The organism is Burkholderia sp. LFS061 (genome assembly GCF_047978125.1).
In the GTDB taxonomy this organism is placed as follows: domain Bacteria; phylum Pseudomonadota; class Gammaproteobacteria; order Burkholderiales; family Burkholderiaceae; genus Burkholderia; species Burkholderia pyrrocinia_C.
Genome location: NZ_JBFPFS010000064.1, coordinates 16,041 through 33,913, shown reverse-complemented (window position 1 = coordinate 33,913; position 17,873 = coordinate 16,041). Strand labels below are relative to the sequence as shown.

18 protein-coding genes and 1 pseudogene are annotated in these 17,873 nt (G+C 68.4%); 7 read left to right on the top strand and 12 right to left on the bottom strand.

The window, feature by feature from the left end; translation table 11 throughout:
* Positions 1-256, bottom strand: a pseudogene (locus ACNQQL_RS33270) (short-chain dehydrogenase); the annotation flags it as partial.
* 13 nt (positions 257-269) lie between these two features.
* Between ACNQQL_RS33270 and ACNQQL_RS33265 the strand changes: the two are divergent.
* Together ACNQQL_RS33265 and ACNQQL_RS33260 are read left to right on the top strand one after the other, a co-directional pair.
* Positions 270-1,466: a class I SAM-dependent methyltransferase gene (locus ACNQQL_RS33265; protein WP_347068597.1), complete on the top strand. Its 1,197-nt coding sequence runs from the start codon at positions 270-272 to the stop codon at positions 1,464-1,466.
* A gap of 7 nt (positions 1,467-1,473) precedes the next feature.
* On the top strand, positions 1,474-1,668 hold the full coding sequence (locus ACNQQL_RS33260) for a DUF2905 domain-containing protein (protein ID WP_031399528.1): 195 nt from the start codon (positions 1,474-1,476) through the stop codon (positions 1,666-1,668).
* A 25-nt stretch (positions 1,669-1,693) separates the two neighbouring features.
* Here ACNQQL_RS33260 and ACNQQL_RS33255 read toward each other — a convergent pair whose 3' ends face one another.
* The 6 genes from ACNQQL_RS33255 to ACNQQL_RS33230 all read right to left on the bottom strand — a co-directional run bounded on the left by ACNQQL_RS33255 (position 1,694) and on the right by ACNQQL_RS33230 (position 8,710).
* Complete coding sequence (locus ACNQQL_RS33255) at positions 1,694-1,915, bottom strand: hypothetical protein (RefSeq protein WP_072437474.1); 222 nt, start codon at positions 1,913-1,915, stop codon at positions 1,694-1,696.
* 138 nt (positions 1,916-2,053) lie between these two features.
* Positions 2,054-2,962, bottom strand: coding sequence for a carbohydrate kinase (locus tag ACNQQL_RS33250; protein WP_347068594.1), 909 nt, complete (start codon positions 2,960-2,962; stop codon positions 2,054-2,056).
* On the bottom strand, positions 2,959-4,239 hold the full coding sequence (locus ACNQQL_RS33245) for an AGE family epimerase/isomerase (protein WP_072437470.1): 1,281 nt from the start codon (positions 4,237-4,239) through the stop codon (positions 2,959-2,961). Before ACNQQL_RS33245 ends, ACNQQL_RS33250 begins: the two co-directional genes overlap by 4 nt.
* Complete coding sequence (locus ACNQQL_RS33240) at positions 4,236-5,255, bottom strand: LacI family DNA-binding transcriptional regulator (protein ID WP_347068591.1); 1,020 nt, start codon at positions 5,253-5,255, stop codon at positions 4,236-4,238. The genes ACNQQL_RS33245 and ACNQQL_RS33240 overlap by 4 nt, the downstream gene beginning before the upstream one ends.
* 378 nt (positions 5,256-5,633) lie before the next feature.
* A complete protein-coding gene (locus tag ACNQQL_RS33235; RefSeq protein ID WP_347068589.1) occupies positions 5,634-7,484 on the bottom strand; it encodes a phosphodiesterase in 1,851 nt (616 codons plus the stop codon).
* Positions 7,485-7,675: 191 nt separating this feature from the next.
* The gene (locus ACNQQL_RS33230; RefSeq protein ID WP_347068587.1) at positions 7,676-8,710 is read right to left on the bottom strand and encodes a bile acid:sodium symporter family protein; all 1,035 of its coding nucleotides are present in this window, start codon (positions 8,708-8,710) and stop codon (positions 7,676-7,678) included.
* A 346-nt stretch (positions 8,711-9,056) separates the two neighbouring features.
* Between ACNQQL_RS33230 and ACNQQL_RS33225 the strand changes: the two genes are divergently transcribed.
* The 3 genes from ACNQQL_RS33225 to ACNQQL_RS33215 all read left to right on the top strand — a co-directional run bounded on the left by ACNQQL_RS33225 (position 9,057) and on the right by ACNQQL_RS33215 (position 12,155).
* Entirely contained in the window at positions 9,057-9,551 is a 495-nt protein-coding gene (locus ACNQQL_RS33225) for a hypothetical protein (protein ID WP_034179218.1), read from the top strand.
* A gap of 377 nt (positions 9,552-9,928) precedes the next feature.
* Positions 9,929-11,005: a porin gene (locus ACNQQL_RS33220; RefSeq protein ID WP_347068585.1), complete on the top strand. Its 1,077-nt coding sequence runs from the start codon at positions 9,929-9,931 to the stop codon at positions 11,003-11,005.
* Positions 11,006-11,192: 187 nt separating this feature from the next.
* Positions 11,193-12,155 carry a LysR family transcriptional regulator gene (locus ACNQQL_RS33215; protein ID WP_034179216.1) on the top strand — a complete coding sequence of 321 codons (963 nt, stop codon included), beginning with the start codon at positions 11,193-11,195 and terminating at the stop codon, positions 12,153-12,155.
* A gap of 116 nt (positions 12,156-12,271) precedes the next feature.
* Here ACNQQL_RS33215 and ACNQQL_RS33210 read toward each other — a convergent pair whose 3' ends face one another.
* Positions 12,272-13,231, bottom strand: a complete 960-nt coding sequence (locus ACNQQL_RS33210; RefSeq protein WP_347068584.1) for a nitronate monooxygenase family protein — start codon at positions 13,229-13,231, stop codon at positions 12,272-12,274.
* A gap of 279 nt (positions 13,232-13,510) precedes the next feature.
* Here ACNQQL_RS33210 and ACNQQL_RS33205 point away from each other — a divergent pair, with 279 nt between their 5' ends.
* Positions 13,511-14,407: an alpha/beta hydrolase gene (locus ACNQQL_RS33205; protein WP_347068582.1), complete on the top strand. Its 897-nt coding sequence runs from the start codon at positions 13,511-13,513 to the stop codon at positions 14,405-14,407.
* A 28-nt stretch (positions 14,408-14,435) separates the two neighbouring features.
* On the opposite strand, the gene ACNQQL_RS33200 is transcribed toward ACNQQL_RS33205, so the two are convergent.
* Positions 14,436-14,927, bottom strand: coding sequence for an Lrp/AsnC family transcriptional regulator (locus ACNQQL_RS33200; protein ID WP_072437457.1), 492 nt, complete (start codon positions 14,925-14,927; stop codon positions 14,436-14,438).
* Between the two features lie 112 nt (positions 14,928-15,039).
* Between ACNQQL_RS33200 and ACNQQL_RS33195 the strand changes: the two genes are divergently transcribed.
* Positions 15,040-15,942 carry a DMT family transporter gene (locus ACNQQL_RS33195; RefSeq protein ID WP_175963761.1) on the top strand — a complete coding sequence of 301 codons (903 nt, stop codon included), beginning with the start codon at positions 15,040-15,042 and terminating at the stop codon, positions 15,940-15,942.
* A 232-nt stretch (positions 15,943-16,174) separates the two neighbouring features.
* On the opposite strand, the gene ACNQQL_RS33190 is transcribed toward ACNQQL_RS33195, so the two are convergent.
* From ACNQQL_RS33190 to ACNQQL_RS33180, 3 genes are read right to left on the bottom strand one after another with little or no spacing between them, the layout of a single operon-like run.
* Positions 16,175-16,387: a DUF1289 domain-containing protein gene (locus tag ACNQQL_RS33190; protein ID WP_072437453.1), complete on the bottom strand. Its 213-nt coding sequence runs from the start codon at positions 16,385-16,387 to the stop codon at positions 16,175-16,177.
* A complete protein-coding gene (locus tag ACNQQL_RS33185) occupies positions 16,384-16,890 on the bottom strand; it encodes a YbaK/EbsC family protein (RefSeq protein ID WP_310135451.1) in 507 nt (168 codons plus the stop codon). The genes ACNQQL_RS33190 and ACNQQL_RS33185 overlap by 4 nt, the downstream gene beginning before the upstream one ends.
* 26 nt (positions 16,891-16,916) lie before the next feature.
* The gene (locus ACNQQL_RS33180; protein WP_034179209.1) at positions 16,917-17,849 is read right to left on the bottom strand and encodes a hydroxymethylglutaryl-CoA lyase; all 933 of its coding nucleotides are present in this window, start codon (positions 17,847-17,849) and stop codon (positions 16,917-16,919) included.
* Positions 17,850-17,873 lie beyond the last annotated feature (24 nt).

Sequence of the window (17,873 nt, the reverse complement as noted above, 5' to 3'; positions counted from 1 at the left end):
GCGCGGCCGCGTCGGCTTCCAGGGCCAGATCGGCGTCGAGCACGGCCGCTCGGCGGCCGAGCGCCGCGACTTCGGCGACGATCGCATCGGCGGCCGCGCGCGGCGCGCCGTGGCTGCGCTGCAGCGCGACGTCCCAGCCGCGGCGCGCGAATTCCGTCGCGAGCGCACGACCGATCGACGCGGCGTCGGCCGCGCTGCCCAGGGCGCCCGCGACGAGCACCACGCGCAGGGGCGACGTATCGGCTGAAACGGTCATTTACAATGCCGGGATGAACCCGAAAGCTCACGAACCCGCTAGTTTACCTGCTCCCGGCCCTGACGCGCTCGCGCAGTCCGAAACCCTTGCCGCGCAACTGCGCGACGAGATTGCGGCGGCCGGCGGCTGGCTGCCGTTCGACCGCTTCATGGAGCGCGCGCTGTACGCGCCGGGCCTCGGCTATTACAGCGGCGGCGCGCGCAAGTTCGGGCGCCGCGCCGACGACGGCAGCGACTTCGTCACCGCGCCCGAGCTGTCGCCGCTGTTCGCGCAAACTCTGGCGCAACCTGTCGCGGAAGCGCTCGCGGCGAGCGGCACGCGCCGCGTGATGGAATTCGGCGCGGGCACGGGCAAGCTCGCGGCCGGGCTGCTCGCGGCGCTCGACGCGCTGGGCGTCGAGCTCGACGAATACCTGATCGTCGACCTGTCCGGCGAGCTGCGCGAACGTCAGCGCGATACGATCGCGGCCGCCGCGCCGGCGCTCGCCGCGAAGGTGCGCTGGCTCGACGCGCTGCCCGAGCGGTTCGAGGGCGTCGTGGTCGGCAACGAGGTGCTCGATGCGATGCCGGTGCGGTTGTTCGCGAAGGCGGACGGCGCGTGGCACGAGCGCGGCGTCGCGCTCGACGCGCGGCACGCGTTCGTGTTCGAGGACCGGCCGGCCGCGCCGGCCAGCCGGCCGCCGGTGCTCGCGGCGCTCGACGCCGAGGTCGCCGACGGCTACGTGACCGAGACGCACGAGGCCGCGCTGGCGTTCACGCGCACCGTCTGCACGATGCTTGCGCGCGGCGCGGTGCTGCTGGTCGACTACGGTTTTCCCGCGCACGAGTACTACCATCCGCAGCGCGACCGCGGCACGCTGATGTGCCACTACCGCCACCACGCACACGACGACCCGTTCCTGTACCCGGGCCTGCAGGACATCACCGCGCACGTCGAATTCACCGGCATCTACGACGCGGCCGTCGCCGCCGGCGCCGACCTGCTCGGCTACACGTCGCAGGCGCGCTTCCTGCTGAACGCGGGCATCACCGACGCGCTGGCCGCGATCGACCCGTCCGACATCCGGCAGTTCCTGCCGGCCGCGAACGCGGTGCAGAAGCTGATTTCCGAAGCCGAGATGGGCGAGCTGTTCAAGGTGATCGCCTTTTCGCGCGGCATCGACGGCACGCTCGACGCGTTCGCGCGCGGCGACCGCTCGCACGCGCTCTGAGGCCGGCATGCTGCGCTGGCTGATGACGTCGTTCGTCGCGGTGATGATCCTGACGCGCTGCTGGCCGTGGCTCGGCAAGCTCGGCATCGGGCGGATGCCGGGCGACGTCACGCTGACGCTCGGCGGGCGGCGCTACCCGTTCCCGTTCATGTCGACGCTGGTGCTGACGATGCTGGTATCGATGGTGGCGCGGCTGCTCTGAGCCGCGCCGGAAAGGGCGGCGCGCGTTACAGCTCGATCTCGCCGAGGATCCGGTGCGCGAGCGCCTTCGCCTCGTCGAACGCTTCTTCCTCGCTGGGGCTCGTCGAGTGGACGTCGTAGCGCGTGTTCTCGGTGTCGTCCCCGTCGTCCTTCGAGAGAATCACGTAACCCTGGAACTGCCCGTTGGCCGAATGCTGGGTATGCGCCTTGGCCGTGTAGATGCCCTTCGTGAACGTGTTCGTGTCCATCGTGCCTCTCCCGCAAAAGGACACTTCATCGTAGCACTGCGGCGCAGCATGTACAGCGCGGCTTATCGGTGACCGAACGGTGTCCGGTCGCGGTGTCCGGTCGCGGCGCTCGGTCACCGTTCGATCAGCCCTTGACGATCAGCCCTCGATCAGCGCGACGACTTCGTCGAGCGTCGGCGCGTGCGCGCCCGTGTGCCGGCATGCGGCAGCGCCCGCCGCCAGCGCGAACGCGAGATGCTCGCGCCACGATCGCTGCGGCGCGGCCATCAGGCTGAACAGCATGCCGCCGATCGACGCGTCGCCCGCACCGACGGTGTCGGCCACCTCGACGCGCGGCGGGCTGGCCTCGTGCACGTCGCCGTCCGCGTAGAGCGTCGCCGCCTGCGCGCCGCGCGTGACGAGCACGGCCGTGCGCGGGTTCAGCGCGCGCACCGCCGCGACCGCGTCGGGGCCGTCGCCGCCGAACAGGTGCCGCAGGTCCTCGTCGGACACCTTGATCAGGTCGGCGAGCGCAGCCATCTTCGCGAGCGTCGGCCGGTACGCGGCCGTCATCAGGTTCCGGACGTTCGGGTCGAAGCTGATCTTCACGCCGCGCGCGTGCAGGTCGGCCGCGAGCGCGGCCAGCGTGCCCGCGAGCGGTTCGCGCACGAGGCTGATGCAGCCGAAATGCGCCCATTTCACGTGGTCGGTCCAGCCGGCCGGCAGCCGCGCGGGATCGAACGCGAGATCGGCGCTCGCTTCGCCGATGAAGAAGTACGCGGGCGGGCGCGTCTCGTGGACGATCGCGAGCAGCGGCGGCCGTGCGACGCGCTGCAGGAAGCGCAGGTCGAGCCCGGCCGCATCGCTCGTGCGCCACAGCACGTCGGAGAAGCAGTCCTCGCCGATCGAGCCCGCGAGCGCGCTCGGCACGCCGAGCCGCGCGACCGCGCGCGCGACGTTCCAGCCGGCGCCGCCCGGCACCGACGTCCACTGCGCATCGCCCGCGCGCACCATGTCGGTCAGGATGTCGCCCGCCGACACGAAAGCCGGAAACGTGCCGCCGCTCATTGCGTCGGCTCGCTGCGCGCCGTGCGCGCAAGGGTCGCGAGCACGTCGTAGCACGCGCCCATCGTGTGATAGTCGGTCTTTCCGGCCGGGCTCTTCTCGTCGCTGTACTTGCGGTTGTCGCAGGTGAGGATCCGGTACCACGCGCCGTAGCGGTGGTCGACGAAATGCGCCCAGCTATAGCGCCAGATCTCGTCGTACCAGTCCCAGAAGCGCTCGCTGCCGGTGCGCGCGCCGAGCATCGCGGCCGCCGCGAAGGTTTCCGCCTGCACCCAGAAGTACTTGTTGTGGTCGCAGATCGTGAAGTCGGGGCCGAAGCCGTAGTACAGGCCGCCGTGATCGGCGTCCCACGCGTGCGCGAGCGCCGCGTCGAACAGTTCGGCCGCGCGCGGCACGAGCCAGTCGAGCGGGCGGTGCCGCTCGAGGATCAGCAGCAGCTTCGCCCATTCGGTCTGGTGCCCGGGCTGGAAGCCCCACGGACGGAAGATGTTCGAGCTGTCTTCCTTGTTGTAGTCCCAGTCGACCGACCAGTCCGCGTGGTAGTGCTCCCATACGAGCCCGCCCGACAGCGCGGCCTGGCGCTGCGTGACGTGGCTTGCGAGCTTTTCCGCGCGATCGAGGTACGTGAGGTGGCCGGTCGCCTCGTAGGCCGCGAGCAGCGCCTCCGTCATGTGCATGTTCGCGTTCTGGCCGCGGTACGACGACACGATCCAGTTCGGCGTCGCGTCGTCCGCATACAGGCCCGCGGCCGCATCCCAGAAGCGGTGCTCGGCCAGCTCGTAGGTCGCCGCGATCAGCGGACGCGCCTCGTCGATGCCGGCCATCGTCGCGTGCGCGGCCGCCAGCAGCACGAACGCGAGCCCGTAGCAGTGGCGCGTGCCGTCGAGCGTCGCGCGCTTCGCGCCGTCGCGCCAGTCGAGTTCCCAGTCGTAGCCCTGCAGTTCGTCGTCCCAGTGCGCGTCGCGCAGGAAGCGCAGCCCGTGGCGCGCGTAGTCGAGATGACGCGGGTCGCCGAAATGCCGGTACGCCATCGCGTAGTTGAAGACGAACCGGCAGCTGCTGACGAGGTGGCGCGACGTGCGGTTGTAGATGCTGCCGTCGTCGCGGAAGTAGTGATAGAAGCCGCCCGTCGGGTCGTACGCATTCGTCGCGTAGAAGCGCAGCGTGTCCTCGATGTGCGACAGCAGGAACGACGGATCGCGGAAATTCGCGACGAGCGGCGCGGCTTGCGTGTGGGCGGCCGGCGCGGCCGTGCAGGGTTGGACCGGGGGCATGTTCATGATTCGGTGACCGTGGCGGTATCGAGTGCCGGAGAGCCGGCGGGCTGGCTGCTGGCCCGCACGATCAGCTCGACGGGCAGGGAGATCTCGGTGCGCTCGGGCGCTTCGGCGAGCAGCAGTTCGACGCCGCGGCGGCCGAGCGCTTCCTTGTCGACCGCGAGCGTCGTGAGCGGCGGGCTCGCGTGCGCGGCGGCAGGGATGTTGTCGAAGCCGACGATCGCGATGTCGTCCGGAATCCGCAGGCCGCGTGCGGCGCACACGCGCTGCGCGGCCAGCGCGGCCGCGTCGTTGTATGCGAAGACGGCGTCGGGGCGCGGGCCCGGCGCGTCGAGCAGTTGCTCCATCGCACGCGCGGCGCCGGTGTCGGGGTCGAGCCCCGCGTCGATCGTCACTTCGTACGCGGGATCGAACAGCCGCCCGGCCTCGAAGAACGCGCGCCGGTAGCCGATCGCGCGCTGCGCGATGCTGTAGTGCGCGGGCGAGCCGCCGATGAACGCGATCCGCGAGCGGCCGGTGGCGAGCAGGTGGCGCATCGCGAGCGCGGCGCCTGTCGCGTTGTCGATGTTGACCGAGCGCAGCCCGGGCGCCCACAGGTCGATCAGCACCAGCGGCCGGCCGGTCGCGGCGAGCGCCTCGATCGTCTCGGGCTCGATGAAGCCGGCAACCGCGATCGCGTCGGGTGCATGCGGGCGCATCTGGCGCAGCACGTCGTCGTTCGGGCCGACCGTGAGCAGCGTCGGCACGATGCCGCGCTCGCGGCATGCGTCCTCGACGCCGTGCAGCACGTGCGAGAAGAACGGGCTCGCGGGAAAGCGGTTGTGCTGGCGGTGCAGCAGGAAGGTGAGCCGGCGGATGCGCGGCCGCAACTGCGCGGGATCGTAGCCGAGCTGCTGCGCGATCTCGACGATGCGCGCACGCGTTGCTTCCGACAGGCCCGGCTGGTTTTTCAGCGCGCGGGAGACGGTGCCGATCGAGACCTCTGCCGCCCGCGCGACATCGCGAATGGTGGTGCCCATCGTTCGGGGTTCGGTTTGTTTAGGGTGAAAGCGATTGTATAGTAAAACATATCGCGAAATTCGGGCCGGATAACCGGGGAATACCCGTGAATAACGGGTTTTTAAGCGCTAATCTGCGAAAACGCCGTTACTAAAAATACTAAACAAAACGCGAAAAAGGCAAGGTGGTCGTGCGTGTGCCCGGCGGCGCGGGCGACTGGCGGGAAGGGGGCGGGAATATGCTGGAAAACGGGCTGTTTCGAGCGTCTGCGCAGCGTGCCCGGCGACCTGCACGAGCGGCCGGCAGCCGATGCGCAACGATTCGGCTGGTTGACGGGCGGATGCCCGTCTCCGTCGCCCGGAGCGCAGCCGTATCCGCGCTCGACGATTGCCCGCCGTTCAGTCCGCCGCGACCGTCGCCGCCACCGTCGGCGGTTCGCCGCGATTGCGCAGCGCGGCGCGGCCCGCGTCGAGATCGACGACCGCGAGTCCGCTCGGCTGCTGTTTCGCGCGCCGCTTCGCGAGCGCCGCGACCGACGCGATCTCGTCGCTGCCGTAGCGCTTCGCGCCGTGCGCGCCGGCCGGCACGCCGACGGCACCGATCGCCATCGTCACGAAGCCGAAGAACGCCGGGTTGCCGTGGCGGTCCTCGCCGCGCAGCCCGCCCGCCTGCCGGTCGGCCTGCGTGTAGAAGCGCTGCGCGCCGTCGTTGAAGCGCGCGATCGCGTCGGTCGCGCGCACGTGCCAGTCGTCGCGCTGGAACAGCACGAGGAAATCGTCGCCGCCGACGTGCCCGAGAAAGTCGCGCTGCGGGTCGCACACGCCGGCCAGCACCGTCGCGGCGAACTTCAGCACTTCGTCGCCCTGCCAGTAGCCGTACTGGTCGTTGAACGGCTTGAACTGGTTCAGGTCGACATAGCACGCATGAAAGCCGGCATCGCGCTGGAGCAGGCGGTCGATATGCGCGCTGATCGGGATGTTGCCGGGCAGGAACGTCAGCGGATTCGCGTAGCGCGCGGCTTCGATACGCATCTCGGTCACCGCGCGCACGAGGCTCTCGCCGGTGCCGAGCCCGACGTAGCGGCCATGTTCGGTGATCACGAAGCCGTCCGCGAGATAGCGCTGGTCGTGGCTCGCGAGCAGCGTCGCGAGCTGCTCGAACGTCGTCGCGTTGTCGATCATCAGCGGCGCGTCGTTCGCGAACTGCAGGCACGGCTTCTTCCCGAACACCTCGCGGTGATACGGCAGCGCGAAGCGGTCGATGAAGCCGCGGCGATTCACGAGCGCGACGGGCCGCCCGCGTTCGACCAGCGCGACCGCGTGCAGGTCGGGCATCCGGTTGAACAGGTCGAGCACGTCGTTGCTGGTCGCGTCGCGCGGCAGTGCCGGCGCGGGGACCAGCATCTTCGCGGCGATCGTGCCTGCCGGCCGCACGGCGCGCGTCGCGCCGGGAAATACCGCGATGTGCGGCGCGCGGATCGCATCGCGCGCGGCCGGCGCGACGACCCGCGACGGCCGCGCGTCCGGCCGGCCAAGCAGGAAGCCCTGCACGCAGCAGATGCCCATGTCGCGCACGACGATCAGGTCGCATTCGTTCTCGATGCCTTCCGCGATCAGTCGCGCGCCGCTCGCCTGCGCGAAGTGCTGCATCGCCTTCACGGCCTCGAACTTGAGCGGGTCGCGCGCGATGTCGTGGATGAAGAAGCGGTCGATCTTCACGACGTCCGGCTGCAGGCGCAGCCACAGGTTCATGCTCGCGTTCGCGGTGCCGTAGTCGTCGAGCGCGAACTGGATGCCCGCATCGCGCAGCGACGCGACCGCCGGCCCGAAGTGCGCGACATCCGGTATCGCGTTCTGCTCGGTCAGCTCGATCACGATGCGCTCGGCGCCGATCCGCGCGCGGCCGAGAAACTGGCGCGCTCGCTCGCGTTCGCTGGCGAGCTGCAGGATCGTGCCGGCGCTGAAATTGAGGAACAGCTTGCCGTCGCAGCCGAGCGCCGCGAACGCGTCGAGGCAGGCGAGCGCGGCGGCCTGTTCGAGCACGATGGTCGCGCCTTCGCGCGCGGCCTGCGCGAACAGCGCGGCGGGCGGCTCGAGATCGGTGCCGCGCGGGCCGCGTATCAGGCCTTCGTAGCCGACGACCGTCCCCGACCCGAGATCGACGATCGGCTGGAAAACGGCGGCGAGCGCGCGATCCGCGATCAGGCGCGTGATGCTGGCGGCAGCGGAGTCGGAGTGGAGCGCGGGCATGGGCGAGGGCAGCCGAATCGACGGGACGCCCGGCTTAACGGCAGCGCTCGCGGGGAATTGAATGAAGATTTCGTGACGCGATGGGCGCTGATGGTGCATCGCGTCGGGCGCGCCTCGGTGCGCGTTTGGAAGGCGGAAAGGCGGGGAGCGGAGAGCGCCACCATCCAGTGACCGTCCCGCCTCCCGTCCCGTCAGCGCTTGCCCGCGTTCAGCGCGCCGGGCGCCGATGCCGCGCCATCCTGCCCGCCGCGCTCGCCGCTCGTGTCGCGCGCGCCCCAGCGCTGCGCGAGCGCCGCGCACGCCATCAACTGGATCTGGTGGAACAGCATCAGCGGCAGCACGATCGCGCCGACCGCGTTCGCCGAGAAGATCACCTTCGCCATCGGCACGCCGGCCGCGAGGCTCTTCTTCGATCCGCAGAAGATGATCGTGATCTGGTCGGCCCGGTTGAAGCCGAGCCGCTTGCTGACGAACGCGGTCAGCAGCAGCGCGATCACGAGCAGCACGAGGTTGACGATCAGCAGGCCGCCGAGCGCGCGCGCCGGAATCTGGTGCCACAGGCCCTCGTTGACGGCTTCGCTGAACGCGACGTAGACCACGAGCAGGATCGAGCCCTGGTCGACGAAGCGCAGCACGCCGCGGTTGCGTTCGATCCAGCGGCCGATCACGGGCCGCAGCAACTGGCCGGCGATGAACGGCACGAGCAGCTGCATCACGATGCTGCCGACGGTGCTCCACGGCGACGCGGCGGCGGCCGACTGCGACGTGATCATCAGCCCGACGAGCGCCGGCGTGACGAAGATCCCGAGCAGGCTCGACGCCGATGCCGCGCACACGGCGGCCGGCACGTTGCCCTTCGCGATCGACGTGAACGCGATCGACGACTGGACCGTCGACGGCAGCGTGCACAGGAACAGCACGCCCGCGTAAAGCGCCGGCGTGACGAGCGGCTGCAGCACGGGTTTCAGCGCGAGGCCGAGCAGCGGGAACAGTGCGAACGTGCTGAGCAGCACGACCGCGTGCAGCCGCCAGTGGGTTGCGCCCGCAACGACCGCTTCCCGCGACAGCTTCGCGCCGTGCAGGAAGAACAGCAGGCCGACGGCGATGTTGGTCGCCCAGTTGAACGCGTGGGCGGCCGGGCCGCGGCACGGCAGGAGGCTCGCGAGCACGACGGTGCCGACCAGTGCGAGCGTGAAGTTGTCGGGAAGAAAACGGGGGCGGGCCATCGGGAACTCGATTCGGAAACGACGGAGGCGCGCGTCTCGCGCGCGGATGGCGCTATTGTCCCGGTTGGCCATTCACTACACAAATTCATTGTGAGAATCGATTGATGATTCGATTGCATGCGACAACGGCCGTCGCGCCTGCCCGGCCATGCGCAAAACGGCAGAAGAATGTTCTGTCGCGTTCGCCCCCTGAAGTGAAAAAACCTAGCAGTAACATGGTGTTACACCGATGCCGGCGACCTAACACTTTTTGGCTCGACACAGTTTCGGGCCGCTCATAAATTACTGCTGAAAGCCTTGCGTCGGCCGAAAGGAGCCGGCGGCAGGCGTGGACAGGCACTGAACGATGACGGAACGTGTGAAACGGAAGATCGGACGATGGGTGGCAGGCGTGCTCGGCGCGCTGCTGATGCCGCTTGCGCTCGCGCAGCCGCCACACGGCGGTCATGGGTTCGGCGGCCACGGTTTCGGTGGCGGCGACATGCGTGCGTACGGTCAGCAGGCTGGCGGCGGGTTCGGTGGCGGGCCCGTCTGGCGCCGCGTTCCGCCCCCCGCCGGTGCACGCGCCGGCGGCGTGAGCAGCTACGGCTCCCGCTGGGGGCTGCGGCCGACGCCGTCGTACGGTCATTACGCCGCGCAAAGCCCGTATCGCCCGATCAGTGCCGACGCGCGCCAGATGCCGCGCCCGCCGGGCGGCGGCAACGTGCCGCTGCGCGCCGGTTCGATCCGCGCCGACGTCGCGCGCTACAACGAGGAGCGCGGCGGTCGTCCGATGCCGCCGCCTCGTTCGCAGGAAGAGCCCTCGCACTCGCCGTATTTCTCCCCGTTCTACCGAAACTGAGCGCCCGCGCGCCAGCGCAAGCCCGTTATTAGCGGGAACAGGCCCTGGCCCCTCGCCGGCTGATGCGAATTCGCCACAGTCGCGCGCAGATTTCCGCTGATTTTCCCGTTGCATTGCGCTATCTTTCGCGCCCGGCTCGCGTGCGCCACGCCGCCGTCCCGTCGCGCAACCGCTTTCGCGCGGGGCCACCGCGGGACATCCGGCCACGTATCGATTCCGTGAAGTTAATGCTGGCGCTATACCAGCAATAAGTGTGCGCAATTTTGACCGGACAAATGATCCGTAAAGATGGCTGCGCCCCATACGACGCAAGCACTCGGCTCCCAAAAACAACGCTCGCGCCACTTATCGACCATTCGACAAAACCTGGAGATCCCATGAATGCATTCGCTCGCCGTGCGTCGCGCACGTCCGTCAAGCTGATCGCCGCGGCCGCCTGTGCGGCGGCTGCCGCACCCGTTTATGCGCAATCGAGCGTGTCGCTCTACGGTCAGGTAGACGAATGGGTCGGCGCGACCAAGTTCCCGGGCGGCGATCGCGCATGGAACGTGTCGGGCGGCGGGATGTCGACGTCGTACTGGGGCCTGCACGGCGCAGAGGATCTGGGCAACGGCTACAAGGCGATCTTCACGCTGGAAAGTTTCTTCCGCGCGCAGAACGGCCAGTTCGGCCGCTTCCAGGGCGACACGTTCTTCGCCCGCAACGCGTACGTCGGCATCAGCTCGCCGTACGGCACGGTGACGGCAGGCCGCCTGACGACGCACCTGTTCCTGTCGACGATCCTGTTCAACCCGTTCTACGATTCGTACACCTTCTCGCCGATGGTGTACCACGTGTTCCTCGGCCTCGGCACGTTCCCGACCTATCCGAGCGACCAGGGCGCGGTCGGCGATTCGGGCTGGAACAACGCGGTGTCGTACACGTCGCCTTCGTTCGGCGGGCTGAATGGCAGCGCGATGTACGCATTCGGCAACCAGGCCGGCGACAACGGCTCGAAGAAGTGGAGCGCGCAGTTCAACTATGCGAACGGCCCGTTCGCGGCGACTGCCATGTATCAGTACGTGAACTTCAACAACGGCCCGCGCGACTTGAGCGCACTCGTCGCCGGGATGAAGAGCCAGGGCATCGCGCTGGTCGGCGCGACCTACGACCTGAAGGTCGTGAAGCTGTTCGGCCAGTACATGTATACGAAGAATGACCAGGTCGCGGGCAGCTGGCACGTGAACACCGCGCAGGGCGGCGTGTCGGTGCCGCTCGGCGTCGGCAACGCGATGGCGTCGTACGCATATTCGCGCGACGCGGGCGGCCTCGACCAGACGCGCCAGACCTGGGCCGTCGGCTACGACTACCCGCTGTCCAAGCGCACGGACGTCTACGCCGCGTACATGAACGACCACATCAGCGGCCTGTCGACCGGCAACACGTTCGGCGCAGGTATCCGCGCGAAGTTCTGACGCGCACGCGCGATCGGCGCGCCGGACGCGCGCGGAAATCGCGCGTTCCGGCTGCATGTTTTCCCGCCCGAAACGGCGCCGCCACCCGCGGCGCCGTTCGTTTTGCCTTTGTTGACCTTTCTGTTTCCTCGCCTTTGTTACCCTATCTCGTAATTGGACCATTCCCCCGTCATTACGAGCTAGTTCGATGGATACCCTCGTCAGCATGAATGTGTTTCGCTACGTCGTCGAAGTGGGCAGCTTCGTCGGCGCGGCCGAACGCATGCAGATGTCGGCTGCGATGGCGAGCAAGCATGTGATGCATCTCGAGCAGCAGCTCGGCGCGCGGCTGCTGCATCGCACGACACGCCGCGTCGCGCCTACCGAGGCGGGACGCGAATATTACGAGCGCCTCGTGCAGGCGCTGTCTGAACTCGACGAAGCCGGGCAGGCCGTCGGCGCCGCGAGCGTGGTGCCGCAGGGCCGCCTGCGCGTGACGTCGCTGTCCGCGTTCGGGCTGCGGCACGTGATGCAGGCCGTCACCGATTACGCGGGCCGGTTCCCGGACGTGACCGTCGACATGACGCTGTCCGATCGCGTGGTCGACCTGATCGAGGAAGGCTACGACGTCGCGGTGCGCGCGGCGCCGAACGGATTGAAATCGTCGTCGCTGGTCGCACGGCAGATCGCGACCGCGCACATCCTGCTCGTCGCGTCGCCCGAGTATCTCGACAAGCACGGCACGCCCGCGACGATCGCCGATCTCGCGCATCACAACTACCTGCGGCGCGACTCGAATTCGACGATGCTCGACTCGCTCGTGATCGACGCGGCGGCCGCGTCGCGCGTGACCCTCAACGGCAACCTGATCGTGAACCATCTCGAAGGGCTGCGAGCGGCCGTGCTCGCGGGCGCGGGCATCGCGCTGCTCGGCACCGAGGTGGTCGGCGACGACATCGAATCCGGCCGGCTCGTGCCGGTGCTGCTCGATTCGGTGCCGCCGCACGAGGCGCCGATCTATGCGGTGTACGCGAGCCGCCGTCACGTATCCGCGAAGGTGCGTTCGTTCGTCGATTTCCTTGCGGCGCGTTTCGAAGGCCAGTCGCTGTGCCCGTCGATCGAGTCGCGCCTGCGCGTGCTGCCGATCACACGGATCAAGCGCGCGGGCTGAACCGTGTCCCGCGGCGGCGGGGCGATGAAACAAAAAGCGCGAACCGTTCGGTTCGCGCTTTTTGTTTGGTCCGACGGGATTGGCGGCGAATGCGGCCGCAATGGCCGCCGCATCCGTCAGCGTGCGATGCCGAGCCGCGCCTTTGCTTCGTCGTACTCGCGCTTCAGGCGCTCGACGAGCGCACCCACGCTCGGCAGGTCGTCCATCAGCCCGACGCCCTGGCCGGCGCCCCAGATGTCCTTCCACGCCTTCGTCTTGTCGCCGCCGAAATTCATCTTCGTCTTGTCGGATTCCGGCAGCGCTTCCGGATCGAGGCCGGCTTTCTCGATGCTCTCGCGGATGTAGTTGCCGTGCACGCCGGTGAAGAGGTTCGTATAGATGATGTCGGACGATTTCGCGTTCAGGATCGCGTGCTTGTAGTCGTCGATCGCGTGCGCTTCCTGCGTCGCGATGAAGCGCGTGCCCATGTACGCGAAATCGGCGCCCATCGCCTGCGCGGCGAGGATCGAGCCGCCGTTCGCGATCGAGCCGGACAGCACGATCGGACCGTCGAAGATCTTGCGGACCTCGCCGACGAGCGCGAACGGCGACGTCGTGCCCGCGTGGCCGCCCGCGCCGGCCGCGACGAGGATCAGCCCGTCGACGCCGGCTTCGAGCGCCTTCTGCGCGTGGCGCAGGTTGATCACGTCGTGCAGCACGATGCCGCCGTAGCTGTGCACCGCGTCGACGATCTCGCGAGCCGGCGCGCGCAGGCTCGTGATGAAGATCGGCACCTTGTGTTCGACGCATACGCGCACGTCGTGCTCGAGCCGCGCGTTCGACTGGTGGACGATCTGGTTGACCGCGATCGGGCCGATCACCGCATCGGGGTGTTTCGCCTTGTGGTCGGCGAGCTCCGACTGGATCTGCGTGAGCCACTCGTCGAGCAGTTCGGCCGGACGGGCGTTGAGCGCGGGGAACGAACCGACGATGCCCGCCTTGCATTGCGCGAGCACGAGTTCGGGGTAGCTGACGATGAACATCGGCGACGCGATGACGGGCAGCGTCAGGTTCTGCAGGACGGTGGGCAATGCCATGTGATGTCTCCAGTCTCCAGGGAGGGCCGGCGCCCGCGCGGTCGCGTTGACGCCGACACCATGCTTTGCGGTCGAACGATGATTCGAGTGTAGCTGCGGAACGAGCTCGTTCATATTAATACGAACGGTCGTGCGATTCTACGCGAGCTTAACAAAATGCGCGGTGTGGCCGCAATCGAGTGAGTGTTCTCTTTCTACGGATTCTGGCCGCTGCCCCGCTGTGAAGATGCGCGAGCGCTCCTAAAATAGCCGCCATAACAAACCAACGAGAAATAAACCATGTCGTTTGAGGCGTTTGCACCGTTTCGCGTGACGGTGCAGGACACCGACATCTTCGGTGTCAAAGGAGGCGCGGGCCCGCCGCTCCTGTTGCTGCACGGGCATCCGCAAACCCACATGATCTGGCATCGCGTTGCCGCGACGCTCGCGAATCACTTCACGGTGATCGCCACCGACCTGCGCGGATACGGCGCGTCGGGCCGGCCGCCGAGCGACGCGCGGCACGCGCCGTATTCGAAACGCGCGATGGCGGCCGATCAGGTCGCCGTGATGCGGCATTTCGGCTTCGAGCACTTCCATGTCTGCGCGCACGATCGCGGCGCGCGTGTTGCGCACCGGCTCGCGCTCGATCACGCGGATGCCGTCGAGCGGATGATGCTGCTCGACATCGCGCCGACGCTCGCGATGTACGAGAAAACCGATCGCGCGTTCGCGACCGCGTATTTCCACTGGTTCTTCCTGATCCAGCCGGAGCCGCTGCCCGAGACGCTGATCGGCGGGCATACCGATGCGTACATCGAGCGCGTGATGGGCAACCGGTCCGCCGGGCTCGCGCCGTTCGCGTCCGAGGCGCTCGACGCGTACCGCGCCGCGCTCGCGCAGCCGGGCGCCGTGCACGCGATGTGCGAGGACTACCGCGCATCGGCGACGATCGACCTCGAGCACGACCGTGCGGACCTCGAGCGCGGCAACAAGGTCGCGTGTCCGCTGCGCGTGCTGTGGGGCGAGCACGGGATCGTCGGTCGCTGCTTCGATCCGCTCGACGAATGGCGTCGCGTCGCGCGCGACGTCAGCGGCCGCGCGCTCGAATGCGGGCACTACATTCCGGAAGAGGCGCCCGTCGCGTTGATCGACGAACTGCTTGCGTTCTTCGAGGCGCGCGACCCGTCCGCATAAGGGCGCGCGGGTGGCGCACGCCGGCCGCTCAGCGCTGTGCGCTGTCGTCGTCGGCGAGCGGCGGCAGGCGGCGCGGCACGGGCGTCGATTTCACGATCGCGGTGCTCGTCTCCGCGCGCTCCGTCACCTTCGACAGGATGTCGTCGAGGTGCGCGATCGTGCGCAGGTAGAGCCGGCAGATGAAGCAGTCGTCGCCGGTCACCTTGTCGCATTCGACGAATTCGGGAATCCGCCGCAGCAACTCCTCGACCAGATGCAACTGGCCGGGCAGCGGCTTCACGCGGACGATCGCCTGCAGCGTGTAGCCGAGCGCGCGCGGGTCGAGCTCGACGGTGAACGCGGCGATCACGCCTTGTGCCTCGAGCCGCCGCACGCGGTCGGCGGTCGCGGGCGCCGACAGCCCGATCTGCCGCGCGAGCTCGCTGGTCGCGATGCGCGCGTCGTCGGCCAGCGCCGCGAGGATCGCGCGGTCGGTCGCGTCGAGCGACGCGACGGCGGGTGGGGAAAGGCGTTTCGGCATGATCGCTTTGCTTTCGAAGGTAAATCGGCTGATTCACTTCAGTTTAGCCGTGGTTTCGGCGAAAGCAAGTTTCTAGAATCGAAGTCATCCACTCTCATCAACGGAGTTCATGATGGCTTCGAATGAAATTCGCCGCGGTGCCGCCGAGATGGTCGTTGCGATGATGATGTCCGGCACGATCGGCTGGCTCGTGATGTCGTCGCGGCAGCCGCTGACGAACGTCGTGTTCTTCCGCTGCCTGTTCGGCGCCGCGACGCTTGCGATCGTCTGCGCGGCGTTCGGCTTCCTGCGCCGCTCGCTGTTCTCGCCGCGGATGCTCGCGCTCGCGACGCTCGGCAGCGTCGCGATCGTCGCGAACTGGCTGCTGCTGTTCGCCGCCTATTCGCGCGCGTCGATCTCGATGGCGACCGCCGTCTACAACACGCAGCCGTTCATGCTCGTCGCGCTCGGCGCGATCGTGTTCCGCGAACGGATCACCGCGTCGACGATCGCGTGGCTCGCGCTCGCGTTCGCCGGGCTCGTCTTCGTGGTGCGCGTCGAGCCGGCCGTGCTCGCGGTGCCGGGCGAATATCTGGAAGGCGTCGCGCTGTCGCTCGGCGCGGCATTCCTGTATGCGATCTCGTCGATCGTCACGAAGCATCTGAAGGGCACGCCGCCGCATCTGCTCGCGCTGCTGCAGGCCGGCCTCGGGATCGTGCTGCTCGCGCCGTTCGCGCACTTCGATACGCTGCCCGCGACTGCCGGGCAATGGCTCGACCTCGTCGTGCTCGGCGTCGTGAACACGGGCCTGATGTATGTGCTGCTGTACGGCGCGATCCAGAAGCTGCCGACCGCGATGACCGGCGCGCTGTCGTTCGTGTATCCGGTCGTCGCGATCGTCGTCGATCGCGTTGCGTTCGGGCAGACGCTCGCGTGGACGCAGGTGTTCGGCGCGCTGCTGATCCTGCTCGCGGCGGCCGGCGTGAATCTCGGCTGGCGCATCGTGCCCGCGCGTCGCACGGCGGTCGGCAACTGAAACGGTCGTACGATTCGGCGCCGCGACGGGTGGATTTCAGGAACGCGGATTGCGTTTGGATTGCGTTCGAAACGGGCCCGCGCGCACGCGCGAAAGACGCTGTAAGAAGTTGTAGGGAAACACCCGATGCGATGCGGCCGCGTCGCTCGTATCATGCGGGCTGTGACGTTGATCACGTTCACAGGATTCCGATCTCGATGCCGTTCGCCCGTGAGGCTGAACGGCTCTTTTTTTATGTGCCGCTCCCGGCGAGCATGCGCCTCCGCGCATCGAGCCGCGCGAGCAGCGCGCGCCTCGCGTCGTCGTCCGACGCACGCCATCCCTTGATCTCGTCGCGCGTGCGCAGGCAGCCCGCGCACCAGTCGGTGCGCGGATCGATCCTGCAGACGTCCGTGCACGGCGATGCGACCGTGCCGACCGGCACCGACACCGGTACGTCGCTCATGCGTTGTCCCGCAATGCGACGTCCGCGACCGGCGCACCCGTCAGCGACACGAGTTCGTGCGGCGACAGGTTGAACACCGCGTGCGGATGGCCGGCGGCCGCCCACAGGCTGTCGAGCTCGAGCAGGTCGGCGTCGATCAGCGTGACGGGTTCGACGAGATGGCCGATCGGGCAGACGCCGCCGATCGCATAGCCGGTGTTGTCGCGCACGAACTTCGCGTCCGCGCGGCCCACTGCGCCGACCTGCGCGGCGACCTTCTTCTCGTCGACGCGGTTGACGCCGCTCGCGACCACGAGCACGGGCGCGTCGTCCGACTGCCGGCGAAACAGGATCGACTTCGCGATCTGCGCGACCGAGCAGCCGAGCCCGGCTGCCGCCTCGGCCGACGTCTTGCCGGTTTCGGCGAGCATCACGATGCCTTTCGCATGGCCGCGCTCGCGCAGCAGCAGCGCGACTCTTCGCGCGGAATCGGGGAGGGAATCGAATGAAGCAGGTGTCGTCATGTTGAGGAATCCATGGAATGCCGGGGTCAGACGCAGTTCGCGGCGTCGGCCGCGCTCTGCGCCTTGGCGAGCAGCGCGCGACCGGCGCGCGACACGTTCGTGCGGCCGATCGCGTTCGAGATGAAGTCGCCGGCGGCGACGACTTGCGCGAGATCGACGCCGGTGTCGATGCCGAGGCCCTGCATCAGGTACAGCACGTCCTCGGTCGCGACGTTGCCGGTCGCGCCCTTCGCGTACGGGCAGCCGCCGAGGCCGGCGACCGACGCGTGAAAGATCTCGATCCCTTCGAACAGCGCAGCGTAGATGTTCGCGAGCGCCTGGCCGTAGGTGTCATGGAAATGGCCCGACAGGCGTTCGCGCGGGAACACGCGCGTGACGGCCGACAGCACTTCGCGCGTGCGCTTCGGCGTGCCGACGCCGATCGTGTCGGCGATGTCGATTTCGTCGCAGCCGAGCGCCGCGAAGCGTTCGACGACGTCGACGACCGACGCGACCGGCACCTCGCCCTGGTACGGGCAGCCGAGCGTGCACGACACGCTGCCGCGCAGCCGCAGGCCCGCATCCTTCGCGGCCTTCGCGACGGGTTCGAAGCGCGCGATGCTCTCGGCGATGCTGCAGTTGATGTTCCGCTGGGAGAATGCCTCGCTCGCCGCGCCGAAGATCACGACTTCGTCGGCGCGCGCGGCGAGCGCGTTCTCGAAGCCCTTCAGGTTCGGCGTGAGCACCGAGTACACGGTGCCCGCGCGGCGCTCGATGCCGGCCATCACGTCGGCGCCGTCGGCCATCTGCGGCACCCATTTCGGCGACACGAACGACGCGGCCTCGATGTTGCGGAAGCCGGCGCGCGACAGGCGGTCGACGAGCGCGATCTTCACGTCGGTCGGCACGAAGGTCTTCTCGTTCTGCAGCCCGTCGCGCGGGCCGACTTCGACGATCTTGACGGCGGTGGGGAAGCTCATGGTTGTCTCCGGTTTTGTCTGTAT

Coding starts and splice junctions, on each gene's coding strand:
- ACNQQL_RS33220 (WP_347068585.1), top strand. CDS start 9,929: ATGAATGCATTCGCTCGCCGTGCGTCGCGCACGTCCGTCAAGCTGATC.
- ACNQQL_RS33190 (WP_072437453.1), bottom strand. CDS start 16,387: ATGAGCGACGTACCGGTGTCGGTGCCGGTCGGCACGGTCGCATCGCCG.
- ACNQQL_RS33205 (WP_347068582.1), top strand. CDS start 13,511: ATGTCGTTTGAGGCGTTTGCACCGTTTCGCGTGACGGTGCAGGACACC.
- ACNQQL_RS33230 (WP_347068587.1), bottom strand. CDS start 8,710: ATGGCCCGCCCCCGTTTTCTTCCCGACAACTTCACGCTCGCACTGGTC.
- ACNQQL_RS33265 (WP_347068597.1), top strand. CDS start 270: ATGAACCCGAAAGCTCACGAACCCGCTAGTTTACCTGCTCCCGGCCCT.
- ACNQQL_RS33260 (WP_031399528.1), top strand. CDS start 1,474: ATGCTGCGCTGGCTGATGACGTCGTTCGTCGCGGTGATGATCCTGACG.
- ACNQQL_RS33195 (WP_175963761.1), top strand. CDS start 15,040: ATGGCTTCGAATGAAATTCGCCGCGGTGCCGCCGAGATGGTCGTTGCG.
- ACNQQL_RS33200 (WP_072437457.1), bottom strand. CDS start 14,927: ATGCCGAAACGCCTTTCCCCACCCGCCGTCGCGTCGCTCGACGCGACC.
- ACNQQL_RS33185 (WP_310135451.1), bottom strand. CDS start 16,890: ATGACGACACCTGCTTCATTCGATTCCCTCCCCGATTCCGCGCGAAGA.
- ACNQQL_RS33245 (WP_072437470.1), bottom strand. CDS start 4,239: ATGAACATGCCCCCGGTCCAACCCTGCACGGCCGCGCCGGCCGCCCAC.
- ACNQQL_RS33240 (WP_347068591.1), bottom strand. CDS start 5,255: ATGGGCACCACCATTCGCGATGTCGCGCGGGCGGCAGAGGTCTCGATC.
- ACNQQL_RS33250 (WP_347068594.1), bottom strand. CDS start 2,962: ATGAGCGGCGGCACGTTTCCGGCTTTCGTGTCGGCGGGCGACATCCTG.
- ACNQQL_RS33180 (WP_034179209.1), bottom strand. CDS start 17,849: ATGAGCTTCCCCACCGCCGTCAAGATCGTCGAAGTCGGCCCGCGCGAC.
- ACNQQL_RS33225 (WP_034179218.1), top strand. CDS start 9,057: ATGACGGAACGTGTGAAACGGAAGATCGGACGATGGGTGGCAGGCGTG.
- ACNQQL_RS33210 (WP_347068584.1), bottom strand. CDS start 13,231: ATGGCATTGCCCACCGTCCTGCAGAACCTGACGCTGCCCGTCATCGCG.
- ACNQQL_RS33235 (WP_347068589.1), bottom strand. CDS start 7,484: ATGCCCGCGCTCCACTCCGACTCCGCTGCCGCCAGCATCACGCGCCTG.
- ACNQQL_RS33255 (WP_072437474.1), bottom strand. CDS start 1,915: ATGGACACGAACACGTTCACGAAGGGCATCTACACGGCCAAGGCGCAT.
- ACNQQL_RS33215 (WP_034179216.1), top strand. CDS start 11,193: ATGGATACCCTCGTCAGCATGAATGTGTTTCGCTACGTCGTCGAAGTG.